This is a genomic window from Botrimarina colliarenosi (genome assembly GCF_007859955.1).
Lineage (GTDB): Bacteria > Planctomycetota > Planctomycetia > Pirellulales > Lacipirellulaceae > Botrimarina > Botrimarina colliarenosi.
On the sequence record NZ_SJPR01000004.1, the window covers coordinates 233,701 to 255,709 of the forward strand.

15 protein-coding genes and 1 tRNA gene are annotated in these 22,009 nt (G+C 67.8%); 7 read left to right on the forward strand and 9 right to left on the reverse strand.

The annotated features are described in order from the left end of the window. Positions 1–112 precede the first annotated feature (112 nt). Positions 113–2,638, forward strand: coding sequence for a hypothetical protein (locus Pla108_RS15050; RefSeq protein WP_146445786.1), 2,526 nt, complete (start codon positions 113–115; stop codon positions 2,636–2,638). 97 nt (positions 2,639–2,735) lie between these two features. Then, the gene (locus Pla108_RS15055; RefSeq protein WP_146445787.1) at positions 2,736–3,386 is read left to right on the forward strand and encodes a PEP-CTERM sorting domain-containing protein; all 651 of its coding nucleotides are present in this window, start codon (positions 2,736–2,738) and stop codon (positions 3,384–3,386) included. A 32-nt stretch (positions 3,387–3,418) separates the two neighbouring features. On the opposite strand, the gene purQ is transcribed toward Pla108_RS15055, so the two are convergent. The 3 genes from purQ to Pla108_RS15070 all read right to left on the reverse strand — a co-directional run bounded on the left by purQ (position 3,419) and on the right by Pla108_RS15070 (position 8,082). Further along, positions 3,419–4,210 carry a phosphoribosylformylglycinamidine synthase I gene (purQ, locus tag Pla108_RS15060; protein WP_146445788.1) on the reverse strand — a complete coding sequence of 264 codons (792 nt, stop codon included), beginning with the start codon at positions 4,208–4,210 and terminating at the stop codon, positions 3,419–3,421. A 91-nt stretch (positions 4,211–4,301) separates the two neighbouring features. Then, positions 4,302–7,238, reverse strand: coding sequence for a phosphoribosylformylglycinamidine synthase subunit PurL (purL, locus tag Pla108_RS15065; RefSeq protein ID WP_146445789.1), 2,937 nt, complete (start codon positions 7,236–7,238; stop codon positions 4,302–4,304). Continuing rightward, the gene (locus tag Pla108_RS15070) at positions 7,222–8,082 is read right to left on the reverse strand and encodes a prephenate dehydrogenase (RefSeq protein ID WP_197526596.1); all 861 of its coding nucleotides are present in this window, start codon (positions 8,080–8,082) and stop codon (positions 7,222–7,224) included. Before Pla108_RS15070 ends, purL begins: the two co-directional genes overlap by 17 nt. Before the next feature lie 335 nt (positions 8,083–8,417). Here Pla108_RS15070 and Pla108_RS15075 point away from each other — a divergent pair, with 335 nt between their 5' ends. The 3 genes from Pla108_RS15075 to hemG all read left to right on the forward strand — a co-directional run bounded on the left by Pla108_RS15075 (position 8,418) and on the right by hemG (position 11,924). Beyond that, positions 8,418–9,482 carry a DUF1573 domain-containing protein gene (locus tag Pla108_RS15075; RefSeq protein WP_197526597.1) on the forward strand — a complete coding sequence of 355 codons (1,065 nt, stop codon included), beginning with the start codon at positions 8,418–8,420 and terminating at the stop codon, positions 9,480–9,482. A gap of 82 nt (positions 9,483–9,564) precedes the next feature. Beyond that, positions 9,565–10,449, forward strand: coding sequence for an outer membrane beta-barrel protein (locus tag Pla108_RS15080; protein ID WP_146445792.1), 885 nt, complete (start codon positions 9,565–9,567; stop codon positions 10,447–10,449). A gap of 41 nt (positions 10,450–10,490) precedes the next feature. Next, complete coding sequence (gene hemG, locus Pla108_RS15085; protein ID WP_197526598.1) at positions 10,491–11,924, forward strand: protoporphyrinogen oxidase; 1,434 nt, start codon at positions 10,491–10,493, stop codon at positions 11,922–11,924. Here hemG and Pla108_RS15090 read toward each other — a convergent pair. From Pla108_RS15090 to typA, 3 genes are all read right to left on the reverse strand, one after another. After that, positions 11,915–13,501 carry a nucleoporin gene (locus tag Pla108_RS15090; protein ID WP_146445794.1) on the reverse strand — a complete coding sequence of 529 codons (1,587 nt, stop codon included), beginning with the start codon at positions 13,499–13,501 and terminating at the stop codon, positions 11,915–11,917. The genes hemG and Pla108_RS15090 overlap by 10 nt on opposite strands. Positions 13,502–13,645: 144 nt before the next feature. Then, positions 13,646–14,476, reverse strand: a complete 831-nt coding sequence (locus tag Pla108_RS15095; RefSeq protein WP_146445795.1) for a hypothetical protein — start codon at positions 14,474–14,476, stop codon at positions 13,646–13,648. 128 nt (positions 14,477–14,604) lie between these two features. Next, a complete protein-coding gene (gene typA / locus Pla108_RS15100) occupies positions 14,605–16,494 on the reverse strand; it encodes a translational GTPase TypA (protein WP_146445796.1) in 1,890 nt (629 codons plus the stop codon). 582 nt (positions 16,495–17,076) lie between these two features. Here typA and Pla108_RS15105 point away from each other — a divergent pair. After that, positions 17,077–18,801, forward strand: a complete 1,725-nt coding sequence (locus tag Pla108_RS15105) for a hybrid sensor histidine kinase/response regulator (protein WP_146445797.1) — start codon at positions 17,077–17,079, stop codon at positions 18,799–18,801. A gap of 54 nt (positions 18,802–18,855) precedes the next feature. Continuing rightward, complete coding sequence (locus Pla108_RS15110; protein ID WP_146445798.1) at positions 18,856–19,980, forward strand: metallophosphoesterase; 1,125 nt, start codon at positions 18,856–18,858, stop codon at positions 19,978–19,980. A 114-nt stretch (positions 19,981–20,094) separates the two neighbouring features. On the opposite strand, the gene Pla108_RS15115 is transcribed toward Pla108_RS15110, so the two are convergent. The 3 genes from Pla108_RS15115 to Pla108_RS15125 all read right to left on the reverse strand — a co-directional run bounded on the left by Pla108_RS15115 (position 20,095) and on the right by Pla108_RS15125 (position 21,892). Continuing rightward, on the reverse strand, positions 20,095–20,964 hold the full coding sequence (locus tag Pla108_RS15115) for a fumarylacetoacetate hydrolase family protein (protein ID WP_146445799.1): 870 nt from the start codon (positions 20,962–20,964) through the stop codon (positions 20,095–20,097). Between the two features lie 303 nt (positions 20,965–21,267). Further along, positions 21,268–21,351, reverse strand: a tRNA-Leu gene (locus tag Pla108_RS15120). A 208-nt stretch (positions 21,352–21,559) separates the two neighbouring features. Then, a complete protein-coding gene (locus Pla108_RS15125) occupies positions 21,560–21,892 on the reverse strand; it encodes a rhodanese-like domain-containing protein (RefSeq protein ID WP_197526599.1) in 333 nt (110 codons plus the stop codon). Positions 21,893–22,009: the final 117 nt, after the last annotated feature.

A 22,009-nucleotide genomic window follows, 5' to 3' on the forward strand; every position in this document is an offset into this window, starting at 1 on the left:
CCCAACGTGGTGTCTTGGCAACACAACGTCTCGCGTTGTCGCGAAAATCCTGCTACGAGCCGCTGTGGCGCGGCACGAACGCCACGCCCCAACCCCCACCTGCCGACCCCAAATGCCCTCGCTCCCCCCCCGCCAGACGGTCCTCCGATTCGCCCTCACGGCGCTGGCGGTCGGATTGTGCGGGTTCTCCCACGAGCGGGCGGCGGCGGACACCTGGATCGACACCCACGACGAGCCCACCCCCGCTTGGGAGCTCGAGACCTCTGCCGGCGCCCAACTGGTGGCCCGTGAGCGGGTCCGCACATCCGGCGGGCTCAAAGCCGCCGAGATCGGTGCCGAGCGGATCGCCTACGCGTCGCCCCCCGGAATACCGGCCTGGGCGTGGCGCCGCGTTCCCGAGGCCGCCGTCATCGCCGAACTGGTCGTCGAGGCCGACATCCGCACCAAGATTCCGGGGACGCTCCTCGCCGTCGAGGTGGTGTTGCCGCGTGTCACCAACGCCGAGGGGCAACCCTTGGCGTTGCGTCTCCGCTCGACGCCCCTGGCCGGCGTCGCCAACGAACTGCGCCTCGACCAGCTGCCGCTTAGGCTGCAGCGCGAAGCCCGGGTGTGGCGGGTCTCGCACCCGGACGAGCCCATCGACGTCCGCGGCGCCTATGTCCGCCGGGTCGGCGTGGGGCTTCCCAGCGTCGGCCGCCCCGCGGAGGCCCTAATCTGTGAGCTGCGGCTACAGGGGCTGGTGGCTCCCTTCGATCCTGTCGAGGAAGCCCCCGAGGCGACGGTCACCACCGTCATCGAGAGCGGAACGCTCCGCCCGACGGAAGTCACGCTGCGTAGCGACGGGTTCCGGATCGATGGCGAGCTGTTCTATCCCCGCGCGTGGCGGTGGCGTGGCGAACCGATGGCCCAGCTCGCGGCGATGGGCGTCAACACGCTCTGGCTCGAAACAACGGCGACGCCACAGCAACTGGTGGAGGCCGCTCACCACCGCCTGCGGCTCGTTTGCCCCGCCCCGGCCAGCAGCGACGAGGCGGCCGCTGTCGAGACTTGGGACCGGGTCCTCGCCTGGGTCTTGCCCGGCACGTTGGGAGCACGCGACCTCGACACGGGCCTCGTCCGAGCCGAAGACGCGCGGTTGTTGCCGCCGGCGGCGCGGCGGCCGATTCTCGCCTCGATCACCGAAGCCGCCGACGAATGGTCGCGGGTCGCCGACGGGCTTGTCGTCGACATCCACCATGCCCGCGTCGTCCCGCCCGGCACGCCGGCCCTGCGCGTCGTGCGGCTCGACATCGGCCCCCAACTCACCGCCCAGCTCGACGCCTTGCTCGGCGATGGCTTGGCGACCGTCTGGCTGCCGCCGGCCGATGTCGCCGCCGGCGTCGACGGCGCGCTGACCGAGGGAGCGATCGGCGTCGCGTTCACCGCGAACGAACGCCTCGACGAGGCGGACGACGCGACGATCGCCGCCGCGGGATGGCTCGAAGCGGTCAACCGGCGACTGCGGCTCGTCGAGCCGTGGCTCACCGGCCCCCGATCGACTCACCCCGTTAGCGACGCCGCGGTGCTGCTCAATCGGGGCGGCGTCCGCTTGGCGACGACCCCGCTGATCGCCGCAGCCCCGGTCGACGGCGCCAAGCTCTTGCTGCCTGGCGTCGACGAGACGGCGCGCGTCTACCGGCTCTCGCCCGCCGGGCTGGCGCCGTGGCCGTTGGAACGGATGGCGGGCGGCGTCGGCGTCCGTCCCCCCGGCGGCGAGTCGCCCGGCGATCTGCTCGTCTGCAACGACTCCCGCGTCGTGAAATCGCTGCAAGACTACACCCGCCAGACGGCGGCCCGCGCCGCCGCCAACCTGCTGCAAGTCGCCGAGAAACACGTCCGCCTGACCGAAGCGCTCCCCGCGGCCGACCGGCAGTCGGCGCTACGCCGGCTCAGCGAGGCGCGGCTCGCGATGTCACGCCGCGATCACGCCGCCGCGTACGACGCCGCCCATGCGGCCCTCGCCTTGGTCTCGGCGGCGGAGCGGCAGCGCCGCGACATCGCCCAGCAAGGGACTTGGGCGACCAGCTCGCCCCTCTCGGTCCTCCCCGCGACGCTCACCGACAGCTTCCGCATGAGCCAACTCCTCGCCGCCAGCCCGCGGGGACCCAACCGGCTGCATGGCGGCAGCTTCGAGGACATCGAGGAGCTCCGTCGCGTCGGCTGGCGCCACCCGTCGGTCGACGGCTCTGAAGCGGCGGTCGAGGTTGAACTCGCCACCGCCAGCCCCATGCACGGCGAGCGGGTTTTGCGGCTACGCGGCGAGCGGCGTGACGCGTCGTCGCGGATCGTCTCGCCGACGATTGAACTCCAAGCCGGCGACACCGTCGAAGTCACCGGTTGGGCGCGGGTCGCAGCAACGCCCCTCGGCGGCAAGCTCACGATCACCGACACCCTCGGCGGCGACGAGCTCGCCCTCTCGATCGACGACACCGCCGGCGAGTGGCGGCCGTTCCATCTCTTGCGAGCAACCAGCGCCGCCACGACGCTCCGAGTCTCACTGACAATCGACGGCGCCGTGACGGCCGACATCGACGGCGTAATGGTCCGCACCATCGAGCCGCTCGGCGTGGCGGCGCGCGGCGGCGCTCAACCGAAGTAGGCGACCGCTTTGCGATTGGTTGGCAGGGTCGTAGCGAAGCGTGGCCTCCGGTGAATTATCGTGAACCAGATGGCTCCTTTCCGTAGGGACAAGACTCATGATTTCAAAGAGCTGCCACCTCCTCGCCTGCGTCACGTGTCTCGTAGCGGGTGTGTCGGTCCAGGGGGGACGGATCTATGAGCTGATCGACTACCCCACGTATCAGAACGGCGCCACGCTACGCGGCACGATCACGGTAAATGAAGCAGCGTTCGCCGCCGCCGCGGCTGAAGGGAGGCCACTTTCTTTGCTCCCTCTTGATGCGGTCGAGGCATACGAGTTTTCAATCACAACGAGCGACGGCCAGACTTTCTCCACGGGGCCTGTCACCTCTTTCGAGGACTTCTACCCAACAGACGTCTACGCCACAGAGAGTAGCATCCTACTAGGCCTTCCGGGCCAAACTTCCAGACCCCCTTCGCTCACCCTCGGTGAAGTTCTGAGGACGGGAGGCCAGATCGAAAAGGCCAGCTATTTGTTTTATGTATTCAACAACCAAAGAACGATTTTCTCGGCAAGTATCGGTGATGGTTCCTCCTCGTTTATTCCGTGGAGCGCGGACCCGGGTATCGACGGGCTCGGCGGCTCTCCCTGGGTCATCGCGCGGCTCATTCCAGAGCCGGGCACGCTCGTCATCGCCGCTGCGGGGTTGGCGGCAGCCAACCTGAGCCGCCAATCTCGACGGGTAGCCGGGGTTGCAGCGAAGTAACGAGTGCGGTTCGCGCCCTCGGCTTTACTCGGCTAGCCGAAGTACGCCACCGCGTTGCGAAATAGCCGGAGCCCGTCGCCGTCGCCGTGCGGGTCGAAGCCGCCGGCCGCCTTCTTCCGCGTCCACTGTGGGTGCTGCGTCGCGAAGAGGAAGCGCTCGGGGTGCGGCATTAAACCGAGCACCCGGCCTGTCGAGTCGGTGAGGCCCGCGGCGTTGGCGGTGGCGCCGTTGGGGTTCTCGGGGAAGCCGTTTGGCTCGCCGCCGTCGGCGCCGGTGTAGCGCAGCACGATGCGGCCGCCGCTGGTGAGCGTGTCGAGCGCCGCGGCGTCGCGGACCGCGATGTTCCCCTCGGCGTGGGCGATCGGCATCTCGATCTGTTCGATCCCTTTCAAGAAAACGCAATCGCCGGGCGTCGCTTTGACGTGGACCCACCGCGCCTCGTAGCGGCCGTGGTCGTTCCAGGTGAGCGTCGCCAGCGGGCCGGCGTCGTCGTCGAGGTCCAAGAGGCCCGTCTTCACGAGGACTTGAAAACCGTTGCAGACGCCTAGCACCAGCTTGCCGTCGTCGCGGAATCGCTTCAGCGGGTCGGACAGCTTGAGCCGCACTTGATTCCCGAGCACGCGGCCTGCGGAGATGTCGTCGCCGTAGCTAAAGCCACCCGGCACGCAGAGCGCCTGAAAGTCTTCCAGCAGCGCCGGATTCTCGAGCAGACGGTTCACATGCACCCGCTCCGCGACGGCGCCGGCGAGCCGGAACGCCTCGGCGGTTTCTTCATCACAGTTCGCCCCAGGCGAACGGAGCACAAGAACACGGGGGGAAGGCATTCGAAGTGGGAAGGGGGAAGTAGGAAGTGGGAATGATTCGAATCGGTTTGGTAAGGGAGCCCCGAGACGTCAGTCCGGGGAGTCGCGGTGGCTAAGCCATCCGGAGCGGGGCCTGCCAGGCCTCTTTTAGCGAAGCGAGGCCCGTCTCGACGACGCGGGCGCCGTTCCACTTCAGCCGCAGGCCGTCCTCGTCGAAGGTATGGCCGATCAGCGCGTGCGGGACGCCCTCAAGACACGCGGCGAAACGATCGGCGTGCTCGTCGGCGACTTCGCAGACGAAGCGGGTGTTCGACTCGCTGAACAGGGCGGCCGCCATACGGTCGTAGTCGTTGGCGTAGTCGCCTGTGAGCGGCGTGCTCGAAGCGTCGGCTTCGACACCGAACCCGCCGGCAAAGGCCATCTCGGCGAGGGCGACCGCCAGGCCCCCTTCGCTGAGGTCGTGGCACGACAGAGCAAGCCCCTCATGGATGGCGGTGTGCATCGCGGCGAAGGTCGCTTTGGCGACGACGGGATTGACCGTCGGAGCGGCGCCGCCCGTCAGCTCGTTCACCAAGGCAAAGTGCGAACCGCCCATCTCGTTGTGGGTTTCGCCGACAACGAACAGCTGGCTGCCCGCCCGCTTGAGGTCCATCGTCACCGACTTGGCGACGTCGTCGATCTGTCCCATCGCGCTGATGAGCAACGTCGGCGGGATCGCGATCGTCTGCTTAGCGCCGTCGGCGTCGAAGAAGCTGAACTCGTTGTTCAGGCTGTCCTTGCCGCTGACGAAGGGCGCCTCGAAGGCGATCGACAGGTCGTGGCACGCCAGCGCGGCGCGGACCAACGAGCCGAGCGTCTCGGAGCGCTCGCAGTCGCCCCAGCAGAAGTTGTCTAGCAGCGCAATCCGCGAGGGGTCGGCCCCGACCGCGACACAGTTGCGGATCGCCTCGTCGATGGCGCTGGCCGCCATGCGGTAGGTGTCGAGGTCGCCGTAACGCGGGTTGATGCCGCAACCGATCACGAGGCCGCGATGGCTGGACAGTTTGGGGCGGACGACAGCGGCGTCGCCGGGGCCGTCGGACGCGACTCCCACCAAGGGCTTCACGACACTGCCGGCCTGCACCTCGTGGTCGTACTGGCGGATGACCCACTCTTTGCTGGCGACATTCAGCGAGCCGAGAATCTTGTGCAGGTCCTCGGTGAAGTCGTTCTTCTTCGGCGCCGTGAAGGGCGTGACGGCGGGGGGCGTGTAGGTCGCTTCGCGGACGACCGGCGGACGCCCCTCGTGGAGCAACGCCATCGGCAGCTCGCCAACCGTCTCGCCGTGGTAGGTGAGCTTGAGGTTGCCGGTCGGTGTGAAGCGGGCGATCGCCGTCGCCTCGACCCCTTCCGATTCGCAAAGCTCGCGGAGCTCGTCCCAACGGTCGTCGGGCACCGAGACGACCATCCGCTCTTGGGCCTCGGAGATCCAGATCTCGGTGTACGAGAGCCCGTCGTACTTGAGCGGCGCCTTCTCGAGCCAGACCTCGGCGCCAATCTCTTCGCCCATCTCGCCAATCGCGCTCGAGAAGCCGCCGGCGCCACAGTCGGTCACCGCGGTGTAGAGACCGCGGTCGCGGGCTTCAAGCAGCACATCGGCAACTTTCTTCTCTTCGACCGCGTTGCCGATCTGCACGGCGCCGCCCGAGAGTGATTCGCTTTCGCTGGTGAGTTCGGCGCTGCTGAACGTCGCGCCGTGGATGCCATCGCGGCCGGTGCGGCCACCGATCGAGACCGCCAAGTCGCCCGGCTGGGGCTGGCCGAACGACTTGTCGTGCGGGATGAGACCGACATTGCCGCAGAAGACCAAGGGGTTCCCTAGGTAACGCTCGTCGAAACAGATGGCGCCGTTCACCGTCGGGATGCCCATCCGGTTGCCGTAGTCGCGCACGCCCTCGACGACGCCGCGCATCACCCGCCGCGGCGCCAAGACGCCGGGCGGCAGCGTGTCGTCGGCCGTGTCGGGCGGGGCGAAGCAGAAAACGTCGGTCGAGGCGATCGGCTTGGCGCCGAGGCCGGTGCCGAGCGTGTCGCGGATCACGCCGCCGAGGCCCGTGTTGGCGCCGCCGTACGGCTCCAAGGCAGAGGGGTGGTTGTGGGTCTCGACCTTAAAGCAGACGTTGTCGGTCTCGTCGAAGCGGACGATGCCCGCGTTGTCTTTGAAGACACTGACGCACCAATCCTCCGCGCCCCACTGGGCCTGCAGCTGCTTCGTGGCGGCGAAGATCGTCTCCTTGAGCATGCTCTCGAAATGACGCTCGCCGTTCTCGTCGCGGTAGGCGATTCGGCCGGCTAGCGTTTTATGGCTGCAGTGCTCGCTCCAGGTTTGGGCGAGCGTCTCGAGCTCGATATCGGTCGGCTCGCGGCCTTGGTCGGCAAACCACTTCTGAATGGTCTGCATCTCCGCCAGCTGCAAGTAGAGCTGCTGAGTCTTGCTGAGCCGCATCAGCGCGTCGTCATCGAGGCCCGCGAGCGTGACGTGCTTTAGCTCAAATTGGTACGGCGCCCCGCTCGGCAAGTGCTCGATTCCTAAGGGACCGACCACCAGCTGTTCGATGGCGTCGTTGGCCAACAGGCGACGCCCTAGCTCGCCGAGCCGCTCGCCGTCGAGGCCGGCGATCCAGTACTTGTGCAGCGTCCTGACTCGGACACCGTCGAGACCCAGGTCGGCGATCGCCCGCTCGGCGCTCTGCGCGGTGGGGTCCATGACGCCCACCTTCGGCAGCACCTGCACCAATGCCGCGGACGCGGCGACGCGGGACGGCGCCGCCGAAAGAGAATCGCAATCGACCGAGCCGACACGACGCTCCTCGACGACCGAATCGGTAAAGACGCCGTTGGCGATCCGCTCGGCGGCCGCCGCGTCGAGCGCGTCGCCCTCGACGAGGAATCCGCGCGCGGTCGCGACCGACAGCCCCTCGAACCCCGCGTGGGCGGCGGCGTCGACAAGGCGCTCGGCGGCGCGGTCGGGGCGGCCCTCGGCCGGCAGCACATCAACTTCCCAAAGCATCGCGGCGTTGTCTCCCTTCTTCGAGGAGCCGCTGAATGGCGTCGCCGTCGCCGGCGTCCAGTGCGGCTGCGTAAGCTTCTAATTCTTGACCCAGCCGACGCAAGCCGTCGGCGATCGGGGCGGCGTTGGCCAGCAAGATCTCACGCCACAGTTCGGGCGACCCCGCGGCAACGCGGGTCGTGTCGGCCCAGCCGGTCGCCGCCAGGGCGAGCGCTTCAGCGGGCGTGGTGGCCGCCACCGCCGCCGCGGCAACGTGCGGCACATGACTGGTGAGTGCGACAAGCTGGTCATGACGTTCAGGAGACATCTCGACGACCGTCGAGCCGAGCCCCTCCCAGAACTGGCGGGCCCTACGAAGCGCCGCGGCGGGCGTCGCTGCCGAAGGGGTTAGGACCGTGACGGCGGCCTCGAACAAGTCGGCCCGCGCCGCGTCGGGCCCGCTGAGGTGCCCCCCCGCTAGCGGGTGGGCGCCGACAAACGCCAGCCCGTCGCCGTCCGTCGGCCAGTGGGCGTCGATCGCCGCGACGATCGCGGCCTTGGTGCTGCCGCCGTCGGTCACGAGGGCGTCCGGCGCGGCGTGCTGGGCCGCTTCGACGGCCATGCGTGCGATCGAGTCGACGGGAGTCGTTACGACAACAAGGTCGGCCCCGCCGCAGGCGGACTCCAGGTCGGCGGTCGCTTCGTCGACCACGCCACAGTCGAGCACCCGCTGGACGCGGTCCGCCGATCGCACGACGCCGATGACCCGCTTCGCAAGGCCCCGCTGGCGGAGCGCCAGCGCAACGGAGCCGCCGATCAGGCCGACGCCGATCACGGCGACACGTCGGTAGGGCGGCTTGGGCACAGGCGGCTTGGGCAGAGGAGCGGTGGCGGAAGGTGGCGGGAGAGGTCGGTCAGCCGCCGGTTATACGCGGCCGCCGCTTCGGTCGCACCGCCCCCCGCGGTCCAGGTGTTTCTGCTGCTGGGCGCTAGCAAACAAAAATCGCCAGTTGGCGCGTGCGCCCGACACGACCCAATCGTTTCAATCCGTATCACAACCCGGGTAAAACGCCGGTTTCATGACAAGCAACCCCTGTAAAACCGTCGATGCGGATTGCCGGACGGGGTGCTTTTCCACAAGCTGTAGGTACGCGCGTGCGTTTCCGTCGTTCAACGAAGTCGCTACGAGGGTTTGCCGCCATGATCCGCCCCGTCCGTCGCCGTTTGGCTCTTGCCTTGCTGGCCCTCGCTACTGCTGGACCGGCGTCGGCCCAGGACTGGGCGCGGAAGATGTTCGACGAGACCGACCACGATTTCGGCGTCGTCGCCCGCGGCTCGGACACCGTCTTCAAGTTCCCCGTCAAGAATATCTACAAAGAAGACGTCGTCCTCGAGAGCGTCCGCTCGAGCTGCGGTTGCACCTCGGCCGACCTCGAGCACCCGATCATCAAGTCCTTCGAGACCGGCTACGTCGTTGCGACGTTCAACACCCGGACCTTCACCGGTCTGCACAGCGCGACCCTCACGGTGCAGATCCGCCAACCCTACCCGGCTCAGGTCCAGGTGCGGGTCCACGGCAATATCCGCGGCGACGTGGTTTTCGAGCCGGGCTCGGTCGATTTTGGGCAGATTGATCAGGGGACGCCGCAGGAGAAGACCGTTTCGGTCAGCTTCGCCGGCCGCAGCGGCTGGAGTATCGACGACGTCCGCTCCTCGAACGACTACCTCGAAGCCGATCTCGTCCAGCGCGAGCGGAACGGCGGCCGGGTGATCTACGACTTGATTGTTCGCCTGCTCGATACGGCGCCGGCCGGTTACCTGAAAACACAGCTGGTGCTCGTGACCAACGACGGCGCCAATCCGCGGATCCCGCTCGAGATCTCGGCGAATGTGCGTCCCGAGCTCTCGATCGCCCCCGACACGATTGTCCTGGGGGACGTCCCACAGGGCGAAACGGTCACCAAGAAGCTGCTCGTCCGGGGCAAGCGGCCGTTCCGGATCACCGAAGTTCGCTGCGACGACGATGGCTTTGCGTTCGAGAAGAGCGACACCGAGGACATCAAGCAAATCGTGACGGTCCGCTTCACCGCCAAGGGGGACGCTCGACGGGTCAAAGTCCCCGTGACGATCGCGACCGACTTGGGCGAATCGTTCGTCGCCACGTGCGACGTCTACGCCACCATCACGGCGGCGACCACCACGGCGATCGACGAGGGCGCCTCCGCCGCGTCGGAGCCGGCGAGCCACACGGCTCAGGCGCTGTAGCTGCTAGCAGCGACGGGGCCGTCGGCGCCAGCGTCTGGCGATCTTGCCGGCACAGCGGCGGGCCACTAACCTCCGCCCGCCTATGGTCGGAGCCTGTCAAACGCCGCGCCACCTGCTCGCCTGTTTGGTGGTGCTCTGCGCGCTCGCCACGTCGGCCGTGGGACAGGCGCCTGGCGGGGGTCCGCCGCCGATGGCGGCGCCAAACCCCGTCTTCGCGGCGCCGGCCGGCGACGCTGGTTGTGTCGGCTGCCAGACCGCCGTCCCCCCGTTCCTGAGCCCCCCCACCGAGGCGGGCGTCGGCCCCTGGCAGAGCGGCCCCGAGCCGCGGCCTTGGATCTATCGGCAGCTCGACTTGCGACACAGCTCGACCCACGGCCGGGCGATGGGCCCGGGCGAGCCGCTCCGCGGCACCAGCTGGAGTAATCGCCCCGTGGCACTCTCGCTCGACGGCGGCGCCCTGCTGATGGGCAACCGCGTCGCGGCCAATGTGCGGGCCAACAACGACCTGCTCGCCGCTGTTGGCCTCGGCTGGGACTTCGATCACTACTGGGGCGCCCAGGTCCGTGTCGCGTGGTCGAGCCCCGAGCTGCTCAACACGACCCAGACGGCGCTCGTCACCGATAACACTCTGTTCATCAGCGACTTCAGCCTGCTGTATTACCCGTGGGGCGACTCGCGGTTGCGGCCCTACTACCGTGTGGGCGTCGGCCTGACCGACGTCGCTTACACCAACGACTTTGGCTTGAAGCAGAACGACTCGCTCTACACGATGCCGCTGGCGGTCGGTCTGAAGTACCAGATCAACCCGAAGATCGCCTGGCGGCTGGAGTTCGCCGACAACATCGCCATCGGGCAGAATGAGACGAGCACGCTCAACAATCTGACGATCACCACCGGCCTCGAGTGGCGGCTCGGCGGCCCGCCCCCCGGGTACTGGGCCTGGGCCCCGCGTACCGGCGGCTGGTAGTTTGGACGGGAAGCCACCGACTCTCCCCAGCGTGCCCCTGCGTGCCCGATCCCGCCCCAGACCGCTCTGCGCGTGTCGCCATCCTCGGCGGCGGCATCACGGGCCTCGCCGCTGCGCTAAGGTTGCAAGAGGCGGGCGTCGATTGGCGGCTATTTGAAGCGACGCCACGGCTCGGCGGCGTCCTCGAGACCGTCGAGCACAACGGCTACCTCGTCGAGCGGAGCGCCGACAACTTTCTGACGCGCGACCCGTGGGCGACCGACCTCTGCGAGCGGGTCGGCCTCACCGAGCAGCTGCTGCCGACTGATCCCACAAGGCGCCGAGCGCTCGTCGTCAGCCGCGGCAAGATCGAGCGTGTCCCCGAGGGATTTGTCCTCATAGCGCCGCAGCGGGCTTGGCCGGTGCTCGCCTCGCCCATCCTCAGCCTCGCCGGCAAGGCGCGACTCGCTTGCGAGGCGTTCGTGCCGACCAGCCGCGATGGCGCCGACGAGAGCGTCGCGGCGTTCGCCCGACGGCGGCTCGGCCGCGAGGCGTTCCAGCGCCTGGTGCAGCCGCTGGTGGCCGGCATCTATACCGCCGACCCCGAACGGCTCAGCATGGCGGCCACGATGCCGCAGTTCGTCCGCCAAGAACGCGAGCATGGCAGCCTCACCCGCGCCGCCCTCCGGCGGACAACGCCAACCGACCGGACCGAGAGTGGCGCCCGTTACGGGCTGTTTGTCGCTCCGCAAGGCGGGATGCAGCAACTCGTCGAAGCGGTCGTCGCCAAGCTGCCCCAGGATCGCTTGCGAACGGGCTGCGCCGTCGAAGCGATCGCCCGGCTTCCCACCGGTTTCTGGCGGCTGACCACCGGAGCGGACGACGCGGCGCTCGGCGATTTCGACGAGCTGATTGTCACGCTACCCGCCCCGGCTGCCGGCCGGCTGCTGCGGCCGCTGGATGAGAAGTTGGGCGAAACCCTCACTGAGATCGAGTACGCCGGTTGCTCGGTCGTCTGCCTCGGCGTCGAAGCGGCTCAGATCGGCCGACCGGTTGCCGGCTTCGGCTTCGTCGTGCCGACGGTCGAGCGGCGCCGGCTCATTGCCGCCAGCTTCTCGAGCTACAAGTTCCCGGGCCGTGCGCCCGAGGGCCGGACGTTGATCCGCGTCTTTATTGGCGGAGCGCTGCAGCCAGAACTGGCCGAACTCGACGACGATCAACTCACGCAGATCGCTTGCGAAGAACTGGCGTCGCTCGTCGGGCTCCGCGGCGCGCCCGAATTCGCCTTCACGGCGCGGTGGCCCCAACGGATGCCGCAGTACCACGTGGGACACCTCGACCGCGTCGCTACGATCGACGCCGCCGCCGAACGGCTCGGCGTCGAGCTGGCGGGCGCCGCCTACCGGGGCGTTGGCGTGCCGCAATGCGTCCACTCGGGCGAGCAAGCCGCCGAGCGGATTCTCACCCGGCTCGCCGTCGCCTCGCCTCAGAGCTGAGCGGTGCGGAGCGTCAGGACGTTCTTGGCCGGAGCGTTCTCAGAGCGGGCTTGCTTCGGCTCGGCTGCCTTTCGGCCGCCGCGGGCGATCATCGCATCGCTCGCCTGGCTCTGGGCGAGCGACTGACGGCTGACGAACACGAGGTCGGCTTGGCTGAGTCGCGACAGCGGCACCGAGGCGAAACCGCCCCCCTGCTTGGCGAGACGGATGGCGCCGTCGTCGATCGCGATCAGGCGGCCGATCGTCGAGAAGCGGCCGGAATTATCGACCCATGTCCGATCGCGAGAGCTCTCAACCCCGCCCGGCTCCCGGAGGATGGCGCCAAAGCTACCGAACAGGTCGCCGAAGTCGTCCTCTTCCGTCGCAGGGGCCTCCTCCTCGGCGGGCGCCTCTTCCATCGGCGCCTCGTCGGCCGCTGGCTCGTCGGCGGCGGGCTCTTCGCCAAACAAGTCGTCGGCAGGCTCCTCGGCCATCGGCTCCTCACCGAACAGGTCGTCAGCAGGCGCCTCGGCGGCGGGTTCATCGCCAAACAGGTCGTCGGCGGGCTCCTCAGCCATCGGTTCGTCACCAAACAGATCGTCAGCGGGCGCTTCGGCAGCGGGCTCGTCGCCAAACAAGTCGTCGGCCGGCTCCTCGGCCATCGGCTCTTCGCCGAACAGGTCGTCAGCGGGCGCCTCGACGGCTGGCTCGTCGTTGGCGGGCTCATCGTTGGCGGGCTCGTCGCCGAAAAGGTCGGTAGGCTCCTCGCTCATCGGCTCATCGGCTGCCGGAGCGTCGCCAAACAGGTCGTCGGCCGGCTGGTCGGCGGCGGGTTCTTCCATGGGCTCGCCGAACAGGTCGTCTGCCGGGGCCGGCTGCTCGTCGATCTCGGGCTCGTCGGCCATGGGCTCGTCGGCCACCGGGTCTTCGCCGAAGAGGTCCGCAGGCTCTTCGACAGCCGGCTCGTTGAACAAGTCATCGGCCGGGACGGGCTCCGCGGCGGGTTCTTCGGCGGGCTCTTCGGCCGGTGGGCTGAAGAGGTCGTCTTCGGGCGGGATCGGCGCCGGGGCCGGTTCGTCCATCGGCTCGGCGTCTTCCATCGGCTCCGCGGCGTCCATCGGCTCGTCGACGGGCTCCTCGAAGCCGGCGTTCCAGTCGTTGCTCGGCGGCTCGTTCGGGACCGGCGCGGGGGTCGGCGTGTCGCTGCGGAAGCCCTGTCCAAAGGGCTGGACGGGAGCCAGCTCAGCGCCGTCCTCTTCGACGACCATCGGTTCCTGCGGAACGGCTGGGGTCGGCTGCGGCGACGGGTGCTCGTAAACCTCAACGGAGGTCGAGCTGCTCGTCTCACCTTCGCAGCCACAGTCGCTCGCCACCGGGGAGGTCGGCGCCATGGCCTCGCCGCAGCACGGATCGCACGAGACGGGCTCCATCACGCACCCGCAATCAACCGGCGGTGGGCAGCACGGCTCGGGGCAGCATTCGACCCATTCGGTCGGCGGCGTCCAGCACGAGCGGAGCCAACGGCCCGCCGCGGCGGTGTCTAGGGCGAGCAGCACGGCGAGCGACGCCGACAGGTAGCGGAAGGCGGTCTTCTTCATCGTTCCGGTGCGTTTCAGGCGCGCCCGCTGGCGCGACGGCTATCCCGGCCGCCGGGGCGGTCGGGGCGTTAGGCGAGACTATGCATCCTAGCTAGGGATACGGACGCCAGCAACAAACAGCGGCCCACGTCCCCCGGGGAACGGTCACAGCCCCAGGGGGGGGAATTCCGCGAAGTACTTCGACGTGAGGTAAGCCGACGTCTCCTGCGACTTGCGTCGCACCAACTCGGTTCGTTTGCTGACCTCGGCCTCGGTCTGGGCCCAGAGCTCCGCCCCCGAGACCGAGCGGCCCCCGACGGGCTGGCGGGTCTTCAGTTCGAGGGCGGTTTGCAGTTGTTCGGCGCTGTGGGTGAACCACTCGGAAACCCGTACGCCAGTGGCGATCGCCTCCGGATCGACCCCCTCGACGTCGAGCAGGCTGGTCGCTTCGTGACCGTACTCCATCGAGCGCCGGCGGACCGCCAGGGCCCGCGGCTGCTGCTCGGTGCCGGCGTAGGGCTCCACCAAGTTCTGGATGGCGGTCACCTCGAAGACGATCCGCGAGAGTTTCTGCCAGTAAACGTGTGTCCGGTCGCGGACGGCGACATCGGCGGGCGTCAGCGAGGTTGACTCGTCGACCGACGCGGGCGTCTCGTCAACGCCGCCCGACAGACGAGCCACCTCGAAACGGAGTTCCTCAAGCTTGGCGTTCAGCCGCGACTGTTCAGCGGCACGCGCCTCGGCCGGGTCGGGACAATCGCCGTCGGGGCAGTCGGGGTTGGCGGGGCGCCACTCGGCAGGGATCTGATCGAGCATCTCGGTCTCATTGAGCGCCTGGTAGGCGGCCCCGTTGAGATCGACATTGAAATACTGCGCGCCGATCCACAGGCCCCCGGCGACACCGACCAAGCAGCCGAGCGTCTCGAAGTACGACAACCCGCGGCGGTTCTTGCGAACCGGGGCGGAGGACGGGAAAGACAAAGACGGGGTCGACATGGGCGGGCCTCTGCACGGCGGGCATGGCGTGCGGCGTAGGCGGCCGCAGCGCTTCCGCGCAAGGCTAGCTCACGCCCAAGCGTCTCTCGGTGCGAACCCGCAGAAGCCCGTTGTAACGGCTGCGCCGGTTACGCGGTCGTCACCGCAGCGGCTCGGCGCGACTCGCGGCGCCGCGAGGACTCATTGAGGATGACTTTCCGCATCCGGATAGAAGTCGGGGTCACCTCGACCAGCTCGTCGTCGTCGATGTACTCCAGGCACGCTTCGAGCGACATATCGCGGGGCGGCCGGACCTGCGAATTGTCGTCCTTGCCGGAGGCCCGCATGTTGGTGAGCTTTTTGCCCTTGACGACGTTCACGACGATGTCGTCGGACTTGCAGTTCTCGCCGACAATCTGGCCCTCGTAGACCTGATCGCCGGGACGGACGAAGAAGACGCCCCGGTCGTCGAGGGCGTCCATCGCGTAGGCGGTGGCTTGGCCCGGCTCGCTGGCGATCATCACGCCGTTGGCGCGGAGCGTCACGGAGCCACGCGGCGGCTCGAAACCGAGCACCGTATGGTGCACCACGGCGTTCCCCTGGGTCGCGGCCAAGAGGCGGGTCCGCAGCCCGATCAGGGAGCGGGAGGGGATTGAAAACTCGAGGTGGGTGAACGACGCCCCGCTGGTCTTTTTGCCCATCTTGAGCACTTGCGCCCGGCGGTCGCCGACCAGTGACATGACGGCGTTCTCGAACTCCTCGGGCACGTCGACGACGAGCAACTCGACCGGCTCGAGCCGTTTGCCGTCCTCGAACTTCGAAACGACCTGTGGCTTGCCGACGCAGAGCTCGAAGCCTTCCCGCCGGAAGTTCTCAATCAGAATGCCCAGGTGCATCAATCCGCGTCCCGCGACGCGGTACTGCTCCATGGTGTCGCCCGGTGAGACGCGGAGGGCGACGTCCGAACGGAGCTCGCGCTCCAGACGCTCGCCGATCTTGCGGCTGGTGACGTGGTCCCCTTCCTTGCCGGCGAAGGGGCCGTCGTTGACCCGGAACATCATGTGGAGCGTCGGCTCGTCGATGGTCACCGCCGCGGCGACGCGGGGCGCCTCGGGGGCGGCGACCGTGTAGCCCATCCCAATCGGGTCGAGGCCGACAATCGCGCACAAGTCGCCGCACTCGACCCGTTCGGCCTGGACCTTTCCGAGTCCGTCGAACGTGAAGAGCTGCCCGATCTGCTGCTGGGTGATGTCGCCGTCACGGTTGAGCACGGCGACACGCTGTCGGTCGACCACCGCTCCGGCCAGGACGCGGCCGACGGCGATCCGACCGACATAGTCGGAGTAGTCGATCGTGGTGATGAGCACTTGGGTCGGCTCGTCGGGCTCGCCACGCGGCGCCGGAACCTCGGTGACGATTTTCTCAAGCAGCGCCCGCATGTCGGCCGGCCGCTCGTCGGGCCGCAGGCCGGCGTAGCCCTGCTTGGCGGAGGCGAACACCACCGGGAAGTCGAGCACGTGGTCGTCGGCGCCCAGGTCCACCAACAAGTCGAAGATCTCGGTGACCACCTCGTCCGGTCGGGCGTCGGGGCGGTCGATTTTGTTGACCACGATGATCGGCTGCAGACCCTGTGCGAGGGCCTTCTGTAGAACGAATCGAGTTTGCGGCATCGGGCCGTCGAAGGCGTCGACCACCAGCAGGGCGCCGTCGGCCATCATCAGCACCCGCTCGACTTCGCCGCCGAAGTCGGCGTGGCCCGGGGTGTCGATCAGATTGATCCGGTACCGATCCCCGGCGAGCGACTCGTAGCCGATCGCGCAGTTTTTGCTGAAGATCGTGATGCCCCGTTCGCGCTCCAAGTCGTTGGAGTCGAAAACCAGGCCGTGCTGGCCGCCGGCCAGCTTGTCCAGTTCGGCGTCGCGGTAGCGGCCGGATTGGTACAACAGCTGGTCAACCAGCGTTGTTTTGCCGTGGTCAACGTGGGCAATGATCGCGACGTTACGAAGGGCGGGCTGGCCGCCGCGGGAGGGGGAAGACATGGGGCGGGGGGTCGGGGAGGGCGTCTCGCTACTTCGTGGGGGCCCGCGAGCCGGGCGCAGCACAACAGTCTACGGGGCGGAGGCCTCCGCGTCTGCGCGGTCGTTACCGCTGTAAACGGAGCAAAGCGGTGTAACCCGCCCCCATGAGCCCGCAACCCTCGCGTAAACCGCCAAGAGCTCTCAATCGGTAGACCCAACGGGACCGATGTTTCGTAAGTACTGACAGCAGTTGTGTTGTTCCCCAGCAGCGGGGTCCCTATACTTTGAAGAATAGGAAGAGCCGGCGTGGCCGCCGACTCTCCTGCTGTAGCTATCCCGCCGGAGGTCGCCCTAACCTCGCCGGCCAGTCGCCTGAATCGCTGAAGAAGGCCTTTTTTAAGGTTTTCACACCCGATTAACGCGGCTGGAGGGGGGGTGTTGGCAACCTCGAACTGCCCTCCCGAAGTTTTCGGCCCCACCACAACTTACGCAGGCGCCCGCGTGTCCCATCCCGGCACGACCACCCGCGCCGAGTCGCAAGCCCCTGGCTGCGAATCGACCAAGACGCTCAACGAAGCCCCTGCGGGCGACTGCTCAGCGTCTATGCATCGCATCCTGTGCCTCTGTAGCGAGCGGAAGGCGTCGGACGAGCTCGCCCAGCAGCTCGGTCCCCACTACGAAGTGACCCCCGTCCGATCCCTTGCCCGGGCCGTGAGCCGGCTGGCGACAGGCGAGTACGAGGGCGTCTACGCCGAAGCGGAAGGCCTGGGAGTCGCCGCTGACGCGACGCAGATGATCCTCAACGTCCAGATGCTACGGGGCATGCCGGACGGTGTTGTGCTGCTGGACAGGGAAAATCGCATCGTTTGGGGCAATGGCCGCCTGTGTGAATGGACCGGCCGCAGCGAAGTCGTCGGCGACAGCTTCTACAGCGTGCTCGGCGCCCCCGAGATCCTCGGCCCCGAATTCAAGCCGTTCGACGCCGCGTTCTCGTCCGGCAAGTCGGCCGCTTCGACGCTGCGGTGCGACGACAACCGCTATTACCGCGTCAACGCCGCCCCCGTTGAGTGCTTCGATGGCGAGGCCGCCGACCATCTAATCGTGACGATCCGCGACGTCACCTCCGAACAGCTCGAGCAGCAGAAGCTGGCGGCGATTCACCAAGCGGGCATCGAATTGGCCGACCTCACGCCCGAGGAGGTCGCCGAGATGGAGTTCGACGAGCGTATCGAACTGCTCAAGTCGAACATCCTCCACTGCACCCAAGACGTGCTGCAGTACGATGTCGTCGAGGTCCGCACGCTCGACGAAGAGACCAACGAGCTTCTCCCGCTCTTAGCCTTTGGAATTATCCCCGAAGCCGAAGGCCGGGCGTTGCAGAGCGCCACCACCGGCAACGGGGTGACCGGTTTCGTCGCCGCCACCGGCAAGAGCTACCTCTGCGAAGACACCGGCGAAGACCCCCTCTACATCGAGGGCGCCCAGGGGGCCCGCAGTTCGCTCACGGTGCCGCTCTTGCTGCACGAGCGCGTGATCGGCACCTTCAACGTCGAGTCGCCCGAGGCGGGCGCCTTCACCGAGAGCGACCGGCAGTTCCTTGAGATCTTCGCCCGCGATGTCGCGGCCGCCCTCAACACGATGGAGCTGCTCGCCGCCGAGAAGGCGACGACCGCCGTCGCAAGCGTCGAGGCGATCCATTCAGCCGTCGCGATGCCGGTCGATGACATCCTGAACGACGCCGTCAACGTCATGGAACGCTACATCGGGCACGACCCCGACGTGGTGGAACGGCTGCAGAAGATCCTCCGCAACGCCCGCGACATCAAGCAGGTGATCCAGGACGTCGGCCGCTCGATGGCGCCGACCGAGGCCCGTCCCGCCTGCGTGCGGGTCGAGGAGCGGCCTTTGCTGTTCGGCGCTCGCGTCTTGGTGGCGGACGCCGACGACACCGTCCGGTCGGCCGCCCACGACCTGCTGGAACGCTACGGCTGTGTCGTCGAGACGGCTCACGACGGCAAAGAGGCTTTGTCGATGGCCCGGCACGCCTCGGAAGAGTCGGGCTGTAAGCTCTACGACGCGATCCTCGCCGACATCCGCCTGCCCGACTGCAGCGGTTACGAGTTGCTCGTGCAGCTCAAAGAGCTGCAAGAAACGCCGCCGCTGATCCTGATGACCGGATTCGGCTATGATCCGGGCCACGTGATCGTCAAGGCGCGGCAGGCGGGTCTCAAGGCGGTTCTCTTCAAGCCTTTCCGGCTCGATCAACTCCTCGAGACGGTCGAAAGAGCCGTCGGGGCGCACCGGGGCGACGAAACGCCCGTCGCTTAGCCTCGTGGGTCGCTCGGCTGCGCCCGACGCGGCGCACGACCTCCGAGTTCGTCCATGCAATCGGTGTTCTGGTTTCTCGCTTTCATCGGCCATGGCGCCCTCTGGGTTGAACTGGTCAATCGGCTGCACGGCCTCGGCTGGAATCGCAAGCTGATCGACTTCTTCACGCAGCTCTGCGGGGCGGCCTGCTGTGGGCTGCCGCTCGTCGCGGCCGCCATCTTGCTATTGCGTTCGCCCGGCGAGGCGGCGCCGAGCTGGCTCGTCGCCTACGCCTGGTTGTCGATCGCCGCCCTGGCGGTCGTCGCCGTGACGCGGGTCGGCCTGCATTGGGATCCATCCCGCGACCGACGAACCAAGATCACCCGGGTCGTCCCGGTCGAATTGCACGCCAAACTGGGCCGCGGGGCGACGCGTGATCGCACACTCGATCGCATCGCGACGCTGCCCGGCAACACGCTGCTGCGGCCGCAACTCGAGCACCTCACCGTTCCGCTAGAGCGACTGCCCAAGCCGCTCGAGGGCCTCCGGGTCGCCCACCTCACCGACCTGCACATGTCGGGACGGCTCACCGAGGCGTACTTCGCCGAGTTGGTGGATGAGGTCAACGCCTGGCGGCCCGATCTCGTCTGCGTCACGGGCGACATCGTCGAGCACACGCCTCAGCTCGAGTGGGTCGACACAACGCTCGGGCGGCTCGAATCAACGCTCGGCAGTTACTTCGTGCTCGGCAACCACGACGCCAAGATCGACGCCGCCGAGCTCCGGCGACGGCTCGCCGAAGCCGGACTCGTCGACGTCGGGGGCTTGCTCGCTGCGGTCGAGCGACAGGGCGAAACGATCACGCTCTGTGGCGACGAACGGCCTTGGTTCGTCGCCGAGCCGCCGCTCACCGGCGCCGAATCGTTGGTGCTCTGCCTAGCCCATACACCCGATCGCTTCGGATGGGCGGTTCGGCAAAGCGTCGATCTCGTTCTTGCGGGTCACAACCACGGCGGGCAGGTCTGCTTCCCGGCGATCGGCCCCCTGCTCTGCCCGAGCCGCCACGGGGTCCGTTACGCCGCCGGGACGTTCCGCCGCGGACGGACGGTGATGCATGTCGGACGCGGGAGCGGTTCGCTCTTCCCGCTGCGGTACAACTGCCCGCCGGAAGTGGCGCTGCTAACGCTAACGAAGGGGTAAAGCATTTCGTTCTTACGTGAGCCGACGGCGCTAGCCGCGGGTTGCGGCGGAGGTTGCTCAACCCGCGGCTAGCGCCGTCCGCTCAGAAGCCCCGCGTCAGCGAAAACAACTGACCTACTCGGCGGGGAGGGTCCAATGCGTCAGCCCGTCGGCCTCTTCCTCGACGACCGGGTTGGTGAGTTTGCCAATGCCCTCGATCTCGACCGTCACCTCGTCGCCGGGCAGCAGCCACCGCGGCGGGGTGCGGGCGAAGCCGACGCCTGACGGCGTGCCGGTGAAGATCACCGTCCCGGCGGCGAGCGTCGTGCTCGCGCTAAGGAACTCGACGAGCGTCGGCACGTCGAAAATCAGGTCGCTGGTGCGCGAGTCTTGAAGAAGTTCGCCGCCGAGGGTCGTCGTGATCCGCAGGTCGCCGGCGTCGCCGAGCTCGTCGGTCGTCACGATCGCCGGGCCAAGCGGGGCGAACGTGTCGAACGTCTTGCCGCGGCAGAACTGGCCCCCGCCGCCGCCACGCTGCCAATCGCGGGCCGAAACGTCGTTGCCACAGGTGTAGCCCAACACGTAGTCGAGCGCGTCGGCGCGCGAAACGTTCTTGCAAGGCTTGCCGATGACGACGACGAGTTCGGCCTCGTAATCGACACGGGTGCTGAGGAGCCGCCGCGGCAGGAGGATCGAGCCGCCGGGCCGTTGGACAGCCGTGGGCGTCTTCATGAACAGCACGGGCCGTTCGGGCGCCGACTTGCCCCCTTCGGCGGCGTGGGCGGCGTAGTTCAGGCCGATGCAGAGGATCGATGTCGGCTGGACCGGGGCGAGCAGCTCGGCGACTTCGGCCGGTTCGCCCGTGTCGGCCAGCCCGCCGTCGAAGGGATCACCCGACGCGACGTTCACCATGCCGTTGGGGAGCTGGAGGCCCCAGTGAGCGCGATGGTCCGTGGGGACAGCACTCGGGGTGTCGCTCGAGACCTTGTAGCGGACGATTCGCATGGATCCTCCGCCGACCGCCGTCGGGCGGCTCGCCAATTAAATAGGAAAGCAGCCAGGCTAAACCACCCAACTTGGCGCCACCCGCGGCTAGCGCCGACGGCTCATAGACCGTGAGCCGTCGGCGCTAGCCGCGGATAGAACTCCAGGAGATGTCGGCGAAAAGATCGTGGCGACCGCCCAGCCGATTCCCACCGAAACCCCCCGCGCGACGAGGTCTTGGCAAAGCCAATCCGAGACCGCGCCGAAAACACTGCGCGGCGAGGTCTTGGCGATAGCCAAGCCGAGACCGCACAAAAAAACCAATACCGCCGAGAGGAGTCGAACCTCCACGCCCTTGCGGGCACATGGACCTGAACCATGCGCGTCTGCCAATTCCGCCACGGCGGCGTGTGGAATTATCCCGCGTCTCGCGACGCGAGCCCCCTATAGTGCCAACCGTTCGCCACTTCCGCAAGGGGATCGTAACGCAACGGCCCCTTGCTTTGCTTCTGCCCGAGGCTAGCGCCAACGGCTCAAGCGCCGGCCCACTTTTTTGAGCCGTCGGCGCTAGCCTCGGGCAGCGCTACCACAACGTCTTCCAAAAGACTCGACGGCCTCAGTACCGCGGCAGCGTCGGGTCGATTTCGGTCGCCCAAGCGTCGACGCCGCCGGCGAGGCTCTGGGCCTGCGGGACGCCGTTCTCGCGCAGCCACGCGGCGGTCTGGGCGCTGCGCATCCCGTGGTGGCAGTAGACGACCAGGGGCCCCTCGACAGCCGCCAGTTCGGCGACCCGGGACGGGATCGTCCCCATCGGCATCAGGCAGGCGTCTGGCAGTCGCACTACCTCATGCTCGAACGGTTCGCGGCAATCGACGAGCATTAGCTCGACGCCGTCGTCGAGACGCCCCTTCAGTTCGGCACAAGAGACTTCAAGCGGCAACTCGTTCACTGCAACGCTCCGTCATCCAGATTGATCAGGGTTCCAATGAAAAAACCGTCGCGGCGACTCGGGGTCGCCGCGACGGTCGATCGTTTCACAACAGTCGGCGTTGGGACGCCTAGGCGA